Origin of the sequence: Bacillus sp. B1-WWTP-T-0.5-Post-4 (assembly GCF_009183795.1) — a bacterium.
Lineage (GTDB): Bacteria > Bacillota > Bacilli > Bacillales > Bacillaceae_G > Bacillus_A > Bacillus_A cereus.
The window spans coordinates 277,619-289,233 of record NZ_WEIJ01000004.1 but is presented as its reverse complement, the minus strand read 5'-3'; the positions used below and the strand labels follow the sequence as shown (position 1 = coordinate 289,233).

Genomic DNA, 11,615 nt, shown 5'->3' with positions numbered 1-11,615 from the left:
TAATAAATCCCTCCTCATATATAAAAATGAGGAGGGATTTATTATGAAGAAAGTGTATTTTGCTACGAAAGCAGATGTGGAAAGATTACATTCTTTTTTCGGACAAGCTAATAAAAAAGATGATAAAATAAATGAGTTGTACGCACAATTTATGATTTTGGAAGAGGCGGAAGAAATACGAGCTGTAATTGGTTATGAACAAAGTGGGGAAGATGTACTTATTCGTTCTTGTTTATTCACACCTCATGTGGATAAACAGACTTTCTTATATTTTTTTGAAATGTTTTTGCAGTATATGAAAGAAAAAAGTGTTCAACAATTGTACTTACTAACAAATCATCCACAATCTGTACCGATCTTTCAGTTCTTTGACTTTTTTACTATAGAAAAGGATGAGGTTCCAGAGGGAATTCAACAGCTAGAACATTTTTGTAAAAATATAAAAGAGCAGAATGCAATAATACTAAATTGTCAGCTATTCACAAAGTTATCCACGGATTAATTAGGTTTATCCACATTTTGTGGATAAACCTTGTTTGTCTTTTGGATAAATCTCATAGTAAACTAAAAATAGACAAGTATTTAAGGCTAGAAAAGGACGTGGAAAAAAATGCATACAAATATGTGGGTTGTGGATAATGTTGTGGAAAGAAAAAAATATTATCCACAGTTACAAGAAGCAGCAAAATTATTAAGAGAAAATGAGGCGGTTGCTTTCCCTACGGAAACAGTATATGGGTTAGGGGCAAACGCGATGGATGATGAAGCAATCGCGAAAATTTTCGAAGCGAAAGGAAGACCGAGTGATAATCCACTCATTGTCCACATAGGTACAAAATCTCAGTTAGATGGGATTGTGAAAGAAATTCCACCAGTTGCAGAGAAGTTAATGGCGCATTTTTGGCCAGGACCATTAACAATTATTTTGCCGAGAAAAGAAGGAATTTCAGAGAAGGTGACGGCAGGACTTAATACGGTTGGAGTAAGAATGCCTGATCATCCAATTGCACTTGCTCTTATTGAAGAGGCGAATGTACCTGTTGCGGCACCAAGTGCGAATCGTTCAGGGCGTCCAAGTCCAACATTAGCTTCTCACGTATATGAAGATTTGAATGGGAGGATTGCAGGTATTGTTGATGGTGGTGCAACTGGAGTAGGCGTTGAATCAACTGTAATTGATTGTACAAGCACGGTTCCAACAATATTACGTCCAGGTGGGATTACGAAAGAACAATTAGAAGCGGTGATAGGTACTGTTTCTTTAGATCCAGCTTTAAAGGATGAGAAGGAAAAACCGAAATCGCCTGGAATGAAATACACACATTATGCGCCGAAAGCACCACTTAGTATTGTTGAGGGCTCACGTGAGTTTATTCAGCATCTTGTGGATGAGAAGAAGAAAGAAGGATTTAAAGTAGGCGTATTAACGACAGAAGAGTACCAGTATGTATATAGTGCAGATGTTATATTATCTTGTGGTGTTAGAAGTGACTTAGCTAGCGTTGCGACTAAATTATATGATGTACTTAGAACATTTGATGCAAGTGAAGTGGATGTTATTTTTAGTGAGTCATTCCCTAATGAAGGAATAGGGAATGCAATTATGAATCGTTTAACAAAAGCGGCAGGACATCATATTATTATTGAATGATAAGGTAAGATTAGCAAACAGAATATTTCTCCTTGGATAAGCATATTGTGAAGTAGCACGTCCAAGGAGGGGCATGAATGACGTTTGAACAGCTAATACCTTTAATAATTATGGCATTCGCCTTAGGGATGGATGCGTTCTCGGTGAGTCTTGGTATGGGGATGATGCCCCTAAAGTTAAGACAAATCCTGTATATTGGTATGACGATAGGTATATTTCATATTATTATGCCGTTTATAGGAATGGTACTAGGTCGTTTTTTATCAGAGAAATATGGAGATATCGCACATTTTGCGGGTGCTATTTTATTAATCGGACTAGGGCTTTATATTGTATATTCGACCATTTTACAAAATGAAGAGACTCGAACTGCCCCTATTGGAATTAGTTTATTCGTATTTGCATTTGGCGTCAGTATAGATAGTTTCTCAGTAGGGCTTAGTCTTGGTATTTATGGAGCACAGACAATTATTACGATTTTACTGTTTGGATTTGTTAGCATGTTATTAGCGTGGATTGGTTTATTAATTGGGAGACATGCGAAAGATATGCTCGGTACATACGGTGAGATAGTAGGTGGTATCATTTTGGTTGGGTTTGGATTATATATCCTTTTTCCTATATAATTTTATGTAGGAGGGAATTATGAACAAGCTATTGGAATGGTATGTTAAATTTTTAACCTTCTTTCCTCGATGGCTAAGAAGACTTATAATTTGGGGTATTATTTTGCAAATTTCGATGTTAGGTTGGATTAAGTTAATTCGTGAATGGTGAGATAGTTCCTTTCTGTGAATATTTTGTTTGTACTATATTTATTACGCTAAAAATTACAGATATAGAAAGGATGAGATGAATGACGAGATTGAAGCAAGTTTTTGGTATTATTATTAGTTTTTTTGTTTTTTGGTTTAGTATGCTCGGTGTACAAATGTTTGCTGAGTTTTTAGATATTGAGTCATTGAAATTTGTTGCGGGAAAGACTGAGGCGGCGCGTGCCTTTTACTCTCCGTACCCGTTTTTAATTGTTTTTCTTATTACATTGCTTTCCCTATACTTCTTCGTAATTAAGCTAGGGAAGCCGAAAAAAGAGAAAATGCCTACTTTAGAGGAAAAGAAGGAAGAATTACAATGATAAAATCCCCTGCTAAAAAGCAGGGGATTTTATATTTGAGTGATGGGAGGAATCTAGCCCCATTGCTTTTAAATATATCCAGTTCCAGCGGCTAGCTCTTCGCATGAAGCAAAAAGCGCTTCAAGGTCGAGAGCTCCAATGCCAGCCGCTTCCGCTTTTAGATATATCTAGCTCCAGCGGCTAGAATGGTCGGTGGCTTCGCGTCTTCCTGCGAGGCAAAAAGCGCCTCTACGTCAGAAGCTCCATCCCCCTCCCATTCTGAGCGAGCCGCTTTCGCTTTTAAACTGGCCTAACTAATTCAAATTGTTCTCCTAATTTTGCATAGTTGTGTCCTGCTAGGCGGCTTATTGGTTTGAGTCCTTCGGCGTGAATGCGCCCTTTTTCATATAGATGTTCGGCAACGTGGAAACGAACGACGCGTCCAATTAGTAGATCACAAGCTGGTGAGTCTTCCGTTCCGCCAAGTGGAATTGCACGTTCTAATACGCATTCCATTCGAATATTTGCTTCTTTTACACCTGGAACAGAGATGACTTCACTTTCGATTGGTGTTAGTTTTGCTAGTTCAATTTCACTTTCATTTGGCGGGAGATTAGCTGCTGTTTCATTAATTGCTGCTACATATGATTCGTCAGAAATATGTACGACAAATTCACCTTTTTCAATTGCGTTTCGGGAAGTGTCCTTTCTTTCTCCGGCTTTTCGTTGTACAGATACTGAGATAAGTGGTGGATTAGCAGCGACAATATTAAAATAACTATATGGTGCGCCGTTTAATACACCGTCTTTTGTTAAAGAAGTAACGAATGCGACAGGGCGAGGGATGATACTTCCAGTAAGTAATTTGTAATTATCTTTTTCAGTTTGTTCATTTGGATTAATGGATAACATGCTTGTAATCCCCTTTCTAAATATGAATACTTATTGTTTGTTTACAAGATAACGATGAGAAAATCCTGCTGGAAATAATATTTTGTTTCATAAAAAGAACTTACTTCAATTGTAATGAAGTAAGTTCTTTTTCAAGAATCTCAAATTTGAGATAAAAATTAAAGTAAAACGTATGCGCCAGGTCCGATTAAAGCTACACCAACAGCAACAGCGATTAACATTAAGTTATATTCATATCCGTTTTGTGTTACCCAGTAACCATTTTTTCCGTGAACAGTGAAGATAGCCATTAACATTGTTCCAACGATAAATAATGAACCAACTACAATGAAAATACCTGATGCGAATAAGAAACCACCTAGTAATTCAGTTGCGCCAGCCATAAATGCCATAAATACACCAGGACGTAAACCGATTGACTCCATCCAGCCACCTGTTCCTTTTAAACCGTAACCGCCGAACCAACCAAATAATTTTTGAGCGCCATGACCCATGAATGTAATTCCTATAATAAGACGAATAATAAGTAGACCGAAATCCATCATTTTTAAAAACCTCCTAAAAGTTATTAACTTACCTTACGTAAGTAATAATAAAATAGTTACTTACTATAGTCAAGTAGATTTTGAAAAAAGTTTGAATTAAATTTTACAAATTAACAACAAAAAATAAAATGTAGTAAAGACCTCTAGACAAGTTGGGCAAAAAAAGAGAAAATATAAATAGAAGTTAACTTCTAATTGTTATTCAGACAATCAGAATTGACTGGAATTTTGTGAAGCGCTACAATAAGAGTCTATTAGTAATGACATAATTTATTTCGAAAGCGTTTTTACAGTATAATATTCGAAGTATGAAGTCTTACATGTATCCCGAGTTTTACTAGGGATTGCCCTATAAACTTTTAGGTAAATTATAAGGAGGACTATCCTATGTTTAAAAAATTATTCGGTCTTGGTTCAAAAACAAATGAAGAAACAATCGTAGCTCCATTAACTGGAGCAGTGAAAAATATTGAAGAAGTACCAGATCCAGTATTTGCTGGTCGTATGATGGGTGACGGTGTTGCAATCGATCCTACTGAAGGTGTAGTTGTATCTCCAGTTGATGGTGAAATCGTACAATTATTCCACACAAAACATGCTATCGGAATTAAAGCGAAAAACGGTACAGAAATTTTAATCCACGTTGGATTAGAAACTGTAAAAATGGAAGGCGAAGGTTTCGAAGCTCACGTTTCTGAAGGCCAAGCTGTAAAAGCTGGAGATAAATTAATCTCATTCGACTTAGAATTAATCCGTGAAAAAGCGAAAAGCACAATTACTCCAATTGTTATTACAAACACAGATGCAGCTGAGTCTATTAAGACAACTGTAGGCGTAGCAGCTACAAAAGGTTCAACAGAAGTAATGAAAGTTACAATGAAATAATTGCAATATAAGAGGAATCCGTTTCGTATGAAATGGATTCCTTATTTTTGTTGCGTGTTCAGTATGTATGTTAAAATACTCTAGGCACTTGGAAATAGGGTTTCACATATATGTGGATAAGGCGCATTTTTCTTAGAAAAAATATAAGAGAAATGCGCCTTTTGTATATTCACATTTCTTTTGTTCTATTCTAATGTAAGTTATGATGAATGATAAGAAATCGAATATAGGGGTGGGTTTGAATGAAACGAGTGTTATTTGTTTGTACTGGCAATACATGTCGTAGTCCAATGGCTGAGGCGTTGCTTCGTCATCACGGAGGAGATAAGTTTGAAGTGCAATCTGCTGGTGTTTTCGCCTATCCTGGGAGCGATGCATCGGTACATGCGAAGGAAGCTTTAGCTGAAAAAGGAATTTCAATTGATCATGCGGCGCAGCAAGTAAATGAAACTTTGCTTGATTGGGCTGATATTGTCGTAACGATGACAGAAAACCATAAGCAAATTGTACTTGGGCATTATCCGAGCGTTGAAAAGAAATTAAATACGTTATATGGATTAACTGAAGGTATAGGCAAGGACATTTCAGATCCATTTGGAGGCTCGCTTTCTATTTATAAAGAAACGTTAGATGAGATGGAAAAACTTGTACAAACTTTACTGAAAAAACATTCAGTAGGTTGATGTTTGGTGTATAATACGATATTGGAGATCACTTCTTCCTATATGAGGTAGCGAGTGTGAAATGAAGATAATTGATTGAAACTTTGGAGGGGTAAAAATGAAAGTAGTAATAGCATCTGATCACGGCGGTATGAATATCCGCAAAGAACTTGTAAGTTTATTAGAAGAGTTAAATATTGAATATATTGATTTAGGTTGTGAATGTGAAGCTGGTTCTGTTGATTACCCTGACTTTGCGTTTCCAGCAGCTGAAATGGTAGCGAATGGTGAAGTAGATCGTGGTATTTTAGTTTGTGGGACAGGCATTGGTATGTCAATCGCAGCAAACAAAGTAAATGGTATCCGTTGTGCGTTAGTTCATGATACTTTCAGCGCGAAAGCGACGAGAGAGCATAATGACACTAACATGCTAGCAATGGGAGAGCGTGTAATTGGTGCTGGTCTAGCGCGTGATATCGCGAAAATCTGGTTAACAACTGATTATGAAGGTGGTCGTCACGAAAACCGCGTAGGAAAAATTAAAACATACGAAACAAAGTAATAGATTCTAACTATCAGTAGTGTGAAATATAATTTGGTGAACCAACCTGTGAAAGGAAGAGGCGTAATGACAGAAATCGTAAAGGTAAGAGAACAGCTACAAATGTCGCTTTCTGATTTCCAAGAACAAGCTTCATTACAAAGCGGTCAAGTTTTTGTAGTGGGTTGTAGCACGAGCGAAGTGCTAGGCGAAAGAATTGGAACATCAGGAACGATGGAAGTAGCAGAGGCGATTTTCTCTGAGTTAAAACAATTTCAAGAGCAAACAGGTATTGAATTAGCGTTTCAATGTTGTGAGCATTTAAACCGTGCTTTAGTAGTTGAGAGAGAAGTAGCGATAAAATATCAATTTGAAATTGTAACAGTTACGCCTGTTAGATCAGCAGGTGGTGCATTGGGGACATACGCGTATCACAATTTGAAAGATCCGGTAGTAGTTGAGTTTATTAAAGCTGATGCAGGAATGGATATTGGTGATACATTTATCGGTATGCATTTAAAGCATGTAGCTGTTCCGGTTCGTACAAGTGTGAAGGAAATTGGAAGTGCGCATGTAACGATGGCCAAAACACGTGGAAAACTAATTGGTGGAGCACGTGCTGTCTATGCGGCAGTGGAAGAGACTACCACTTGCCGTTAAATATGAGAAATTAGGAAGTCATATAGTACCTGTTTATCATAAGGTAAAAGGTATGTTGTCTGACTTTATAATAGAAGAAAGAAAAGACCGATTTTCGGTCTTTTTTTTCTTTTATGATATAGAAAGTCATGTTAGAATGTAGTTGAAAACATGAAGGTTCGAAAGAATTACAACCTGAATTTTCGTTTTTTCTGAATAAATAAGAAAAAACTGTTGGGAATCGATGTAATTCGTTCAGAAAAGGGGGATTTTGGTGGATCATTTAAAACGTCAAGATGAAAAGGTATTTGCTGCAATTGAGGCAGAACTAGGAAGACAGCGTTCAAAGATTGAGTTAATTGCTTCGGAAAACTTCGTAAGTGAAGCAGTAATGGAGGCACAAGGTTCTGTTTTAACGAATAAGTATGCTGAAGGATATCCTGGAAAACGTTACTATGGTGGCTGTGAACACGTAGACGTAGTAGAAGATATCGCACGTGATCGCGTGAAAGAAATTTTCGGCGCAGAGCACGTAAATGTTCAACCACACTCTGGTGCACAAGCGAACATGGCAGTATACTTCACGATTTTAGAGCAAGGCGATACAGTACTTGGTATGAACTTATCTCATGGTGGTCACTTAACACACGGAAGCCCTGTTAACTTCAGTGGAGTACAATATAATTTCGTAGAATATGGCGTGGATGCTGACTCTCACCGTATTAATTACGATGATGTATTAGCAAAAGCGAAAGAACATAAACCAAAATTAATCGTTGCAGGTGCAAGTGCATACCCTCGTGTTATCGATTTCAAGCGATTCCGTGAGATTGCAGATGAAGTGGGCGCTTATTTAATGGTTGATATGGCACATATCGCAGGTTTAGTAGCTGCTGGTTTACATCCAAATCCAGTACCACATGCACATTTCGTTACAACGACAACACATAAAACGTTACGTGGTCCGCGTGGTGGTATGATTTTATGTGAAGAGCAATTTGCAAAACAAATTGATAAATCAATCTTCCCTGGTATTCAAGGTGGTCCACTTATGCACGTAATCGCTGCAAAAGCTGTTGCATTTGGTGAAGCACTTCAAGATGATTTCAAAACATATGCACAAAATATCATTAACAATGCGAACCGCTTAGCTGAAGGTCTTCAAAAAGAAGGACTTACACTTGTTTCTGGCGGAACAGACAATCACTTAATCTTGATTGATGTTCGTAACTTAGAAATCACAGGTAAAGTAGCAGAGCACGTATTAGATGAAGTTGGTATTACAGTGAACAAAAATACAATTCCATTTGAAACAGCAAGCCCATTTGTAACAAGTGGTGTACGTATCGGTACAGCAGCTGTAACATCTCGTGGTTTCGGTTTAGAAGAAATGGATGAAATTGCGTCACTTATTGCTTATACATTAAAAAATCATGAAAATGAAGCTGCGTTAGAAGAAGTACGTAAGCGTGTAGAAGCGTTAACTAGCAAATTCCCAATGTATCCAAATCTATAATAGATTGAAGAAGACTGCCGAGACTTAATTGTTTTGGCGGTCTTTTTTTTGGACATATATTATTTTTAAAGTATGTATACAAATGATGAATAAATTTTGGCGATATAATGAAGGATACAGCTCCCATAATTGGTAAAGATACTAGATAGATTCATTGTAAAATCATGATTTTGCCAAATTTGCCCTTGAATATTAGTAGCGTTTTCTTTACAATCGTAAATAGTGTAAAAAAGCGTGCAAACGCATGAATATCATCTAAAGGAGAGATTCACATGGGAAAACTGTATGTATTTGATCACCCGTTAATTCAACATAAGATTACATATATTCGCGATAAGAATACAGGTACGAAAGATTTTCGTGAATTAGTGGACGAAGTAGCAAGCTTAATGGCTTTCGAAATTACTCGCGACCTTCCACTTAAGGACATTGAAATTGAAACACCTGTAAGCAAAGCGACAACAAAAGTGATCGCTGGTAAAAAACTTGGTTTAATTCCGATTTTACGTGCAGGTTTAGGAATGGTTGATGGAATTCTGAAATTAATTCCAGCAGCAAAAGTAGGACACGTTGGTTTATACCGTGACCCTAAAACATTGCAACCGGTAGAATACTATGTGAAACTTCCAACGGATGTAGAAGAGCGTGACTTTATCGTACTAGATCCGATGCTAGCAACAGGTGGTTCTGCGGCTGAAGCAATTAACTCTCTGAAAAAGCGCGGTGCGAAACAAATTAAATTAATGTGTATCGTTGCAGCTCCAGAAGGGGTAAAAGTAGTACAAGAAGAACATCCTGATGTTGATATTTATGTAGCAGCATTAGATGAGAAATTAAATGACCACGGATATGTAGTACCAGGTCTTGGTGATGCTGGTGACCGTTTATTCGGAACGAAGTAAGACAACTGACGAGCAGGGGAGATTCCCCAGCTCGTCTTTTTTGCTGTAAGCAAGTAGGGGAGGGGGAGAGGATAAATATACATCGTATATACAACATAAGTTGCATACACCTCACATATAATATAGAAGTCTTACGTCTGAGGAACACTATATTATGGAAGAAAAGCGTTATATCTCGAAAATATAATAGTGACAAACTTGTGAACATTTCCTTCTATTATAAAGAGAAAACTGTTAGAAATTGCATATATGTAACCAGTATTTAGAAGGGGAACGTTTTCATTTTTGGGAGGAAATGCCTAATACTCAAATTTTTAGATTTTTTACGATTTCTCGTTGACACTGTTAATACCCTATTGTATGCTAACAACGGGGATAGATGGTAGGGCTTTCAGTGACAAAATTACATCTATTCCGTGACGAAAATGTAAACTTTTTGTTTTGTATAGGATTTATGCAAAAAAATGAGTTATTATTAACACATCGTGAATGAGGGTTACATATTGGAGGGATGAATCCTTGCAAAAAAACGATCGCAGCCATATAAAAGCTTATGCTTTAATGTCAGGTATTCTTGCTCAATTAGTCGGTTCTATTCTTGTTGGAATCTTTGGTGGGCAGTGGATTGATAATAAGGTTGGAACGTTTCCGTTGTTTCTTATTATAGGGTTATTACTCGGACTAGGAACAGGGGTATACGCAATGATTCGACTCATTCGACATTACTATTCGGGAGAGCAATGATGATAGACGTACATGGACTTGTCCAAAGACAAAAGAAATATATGTACTACTTGCTTGCGCTTCTAGTGCTAGGATGGGGATTTACCTCTTACAAGGATGTATTTCTTGGACTGATTATCGGGACGATTTTCAGTTTTCTTAGTTTGCGCATCATTGCACGTAGAACAGACAAGCTGCTAGATCGCGTAACAAATGGAGAAAACGTGAAGTTCAAGGCAACAGCGGTAAGTACATATTCAAGATTCGCCACGATTGGGTTATTAATTTTATTTGCAGCCAAATATCAAGAGTTAATCGCGATGTGGGGCCTAGGTGTAGGATTGCTGACAGGATACCTTGTCATGATCATAGATTTTCTTTATTTAGAGTATAAGAGCAGGGAAGAGAGGTGAATTACTAGTGGAACACGGTAAATTAGTTGAATTTCTAGGTTTAACGTTCGATTTGTCATCAGTTATGATGGTTACTGTAGCAGCAGTTATTGTTTTCTTAATCGCTGTTATCGGAACTCGCAGCTTAGCTCTTCGCCCAACCGGGATGCAAAACTTCATGGAATGGGTGTTTGACTTCGTGAAAGGGATTATCAATAGTACGATGGACTGGAAAACAGGTGGACGTTTCTTAACGCTTGGCGTTACGCTTATCATGTTTATCATCGTATCGAACTTCCTTGGTTTACCATTCATGTATTCAGCAACTGAAGCTGGCGAACATATTGCATGGTGGAGATCACCAACGTCTGATCCAGCAGTTACATTAACATTAGCCGTGATGGTAGTTACCCTCACCCATTATTATGGAATTAAGATGAAGGGTACGAAAGAGTACGTAAAAGGTTATTTCCAACCTATGAAATTCTTATTCCCATTAAAGGTTATTGAGGAGTTTGCTAACACATTAACGTTAGGTCTTCGTTTATTTGGTAACATTTATGCAGGTGAGATCTTATTAGGATTACTTGCTAAGTTGGGCGGAGCATCAGTCCTTGGGGCATTAGGTGCGCTTGTACCAATGTTAGCATGGATGGGATTCAGTGTATTCGTTGGATCAATCCAAGCATTTATTTTCGTTATGTTAACGATGGTTTATATGGCTCATAAAGTAAGCCATGACCATTAATATAATTTAAGTAAGAAAAAATTTATTTTTTTATAATACAAAGGAGGACAAATTAAATGAGTTTAGGTGTAATCGCAGCTGCAATTGCAATTGGTTTATCAGCATTAGGTGCAGGTATTGGTAACGGTCTTATCGTATCACGTACAATCGAAGGTGTTGCTCGTCAACCAGAATTAAAAGGCGCACTTCAAACAATTATGTTCATCGGGGTTGCTTTAGTTGAGGCACTTCCAATCATCGGTGTAGTTATTGCATTCATCGTAATGAACAAATAAGGGAGACTCCCCTTACATAGATGGCGAAGAGTGTTTTTCCGAACTTTCTTCGCCATTGCTTTATGAATGAAACGTATGTCTTTTTTTTTCATATGATCAATTTAGATATT

General features: G+C 37.3%; 18 protein-coding genes. 16 read left to right on the top strand and 2 right to left on the bottom strand.

Annotation, left to right across the window (positions count from 1 at the left end):
* Positions 1-43: 43 nt before the first annotated feature.
* The 5 genes from GBN91_RS15705 to GBN91_RS15690 all read left to right on the top strand — a co-directional run bounded on the left by GBN91_RS15705 (position 44) and on the right by GBN91_RS15690 (position 2,786).
* The gene (locus tag GBN91_RS15705) at positions 44-502 is read left to right on the top strand and encodes a GNAT family N-acetyltransferase (RefSeq protein WP_000758437.1); all 459 of its coding nucleotides are present in this window, start codon (positions 44-46) and stop codon (positions 500-502) included.
* 108 nt (positions 503-610) lie between these two features.
* Positions 611-1,651 (top strand): L-threonylcarbamoyladenylate synthase, encoded by a 1,041-nt coding sequence (locus tag GBN91_RS15700; RefSeq protein ID WP_152121744.1) that lies wholly within the window; start codon positions 611-613, stop codon positions 1,649-1,651.
* A 77-nt stretch (positions 1,652-1,728) separates the two neighbouring features.
* Positions 1,729-2,277 carry a manganese efflux pump MntP gene (locus GBN91_RS15695; RefSeq protein WP_152121743.1) on the top strand — a complete coding sequence of 183 codons (549 nt, stop codon included), beginning with the start codon at positions 1,729-1,731 and terminating at the stop codon, positions 2,275-2,277.
* A 19-nt stretch (positions 2,278-2,296) separates the two neighbouring features.
* The gene (locus GBN91_RS29470) at positions 2,297-2,428 is read left to right on the top strand and encodes a hypothetical protein (protein ID WP_001037634.1); all 132 of its coding nucleotides are present in this window, start codon (positions 2,297-2,299) and stop codon (positions 2,426-2,428) included.
* A 79-nt stretch (positions 2,429-2,507) separates the two neighbouring features.
* On the top strand, positions 2,508-2,786 hold the full coding sequence (locus GBN91_RS15690) for a DUF3935 domain-containing protein (RefSeq protein WP_000197472.1): 279 nt from the start codon (positions 2,508-2,510) through the stop codon (positions 2,784-2,786).
* 279 nt (positions 2,787-3,065) lie between these two features.
* Here the strand turns inward: GBN91_RS15690 and GBN91_RS15685 are convergent, their stop codons facing one another.
* Entirely contained in the window at positions 3,066-3,677 is a 612-nt protein-coding gene (locus tag GBN91_RS15685) for a flavin reductase family protein (protein ID WP_000949046.1), read from the bottom strand.
* Between the two features lie 158 nt (positions 3,678-3,835).
* Positions 3,836-4,222 (bottom strand): DoxX family protein, encoded by a 387-nt coding sequence (locus GBN91_RS15680; RefSeq protein ID WP_000968616.1) that lies wholly within the window; start codon positions 4,220-4,222, stop codon positions 3,836-3,838.
* Between the two features lie 387 nt (positions 4,223-4,609).
* On the opposite strand from GBN91_RS15680, the gene GBN91_RS15675 reads away from it, so the two are divergent.
* The 11 genes from GBN91_RS15675 to atpE all read left to right on the top strand — a co-directional run bounded on the left by GBN91_RS15675 (position 4,610) and on the right by atpE (position 11,505).
* The gene (locus GBN91_RS15675; protein ID WP_000473665.1) at positions 4,610-5,107 is read left to right on the top strand and encodes a PTS sugar transporter subunit IIA; all 498 of its coding nucleotides are present in this window, start codon (positions 4,610-4,612) and stop codon (positions 5,105-5,107) included.
* 242 nt (positions 5,108-5,349) lie between these two features.
* Positions 5,350-5,790, top strand: coding sequence for a low molecular weight protein arginine phosphatase (locus GBN91_RS15670; RefSeq protein ID WP_000832373.1), 441 nt, complete (start codon positions 5,350-5,352; stop codon positions 5,788-5,790).
* Positions 5,791-5,887: 97 nt separating this feature from the next.
* The gene (rpiB, locus tag GBN91_RS15665; RefSeq protein WP_000869542.1) at positions 5,888-6,331 is read left to right on the top strand and encodes a ribose 5-phosphate isomerase B; all 444 of its coding nucleotides are present in this window, start codon (positions 5,888-5,890) and stop codon (positions 6,329-6,331) included.
* Between the two features lie 66 nt (positions 6,332-6,397).
* The gene (locus GBN91_RS15660) at positions 6,398-6,970 is read left to right on the top strand and encodes a TIGR01440 family protein (RefSeq protein ID WP_000136386.1); all 573 of its coding nucleotides are present in this window, start codon (positions 6,398-6,400) and stop codon (positions 6,968-6,970) included.
* 253 nt (positions 6,971-7,223) lie between these two features.
* Complete coding sequence (glyA, locus tag GBN91_RS15655) at positions 7,224-8,465, top strand: serine hydroxymethyltransferase (protein WP_000349806.1); 1,242 nt, start codon at positions 7,224-7,226, stop codon at positions 8,463-8,465.
* Positions 8,466-8,737: 272 nt separating this feature from the next.
* The gene (gene upp / locus GBN91_RS15650) at positions 8,738-9,367 is read left to right on the top strand and encodes a uracil phosphoribosyltransferase (RefSeq protein WP_000517539.1); all 630 of its coding nucleotides are present in this window, start codon (positions 8,738-8,740) and stop codon (positions 9,365-9,367) included.
* Positions 9,368-9,746: 379 nt separating this feature from the next.
* Positions 9,747-9,860 carry a DUF4024 domain-containing protein gene (locus GBN91_RS15645; RefSeq protein WP_000232962.1) on the top strand — a complete coding sequence of 38 codons (114 nt, stop codon included), beginning with the start codon at positions 9,747-9,749 and terminating at the stop codon, positions 9,858-9,860.
* Between the two features lie 26 nt (positions 9,861-9,886).
* A complete protein-coding gene (locus tag GBN91_RS15640; protein ID WP_001171223.1) occupies positions 9,887-10,111 on the top strand; it encodes an AtpZ/AtpI family protein in 225 nt (74 codons plus the stop codon).
* Complete coding sequence (locus GBN91_RS15635; protein ID WP_000567600.1) at positions 10,111-10,503, top strand: ATP synthase subunit I; 393 nt, start codon at positions 10,111-10,113, stop codon at positions 10,501-10,503. The genes GBN91_RS15640 and GBN91_RS15635 overlap by 1 nt, the downstream gene beginning before the upstream one ends.
* Before the next feature lie 7 nt (positions 10,504-10,510).
* A complete protein-coding gene (gene atpB, locus GBN91_RS15630) occupies positions 10,511-11,230 on the top strand; it encodes a F0F1 ATP synthase subunit A (RefSeq protein ID WP_000399871.1) in 720 nt (239 codons plus the stop codon).
* Positions 11,231-11,286: 56 nt separating this feature from the next.
* Positions 11,287-11,505: a F0F1 ATP synthase subunit C gene (gene atpE / locus GBN91_RS15625; protein ID WP_000052064.1), complete on the top strand. Its 219-nt coding sequence runs from the start codon at positions 11,287-11,289 to the stop codon at positions 11,503-11,505.
* Positions 11,506-11,615: the final 110 nt, after the last annotated feature.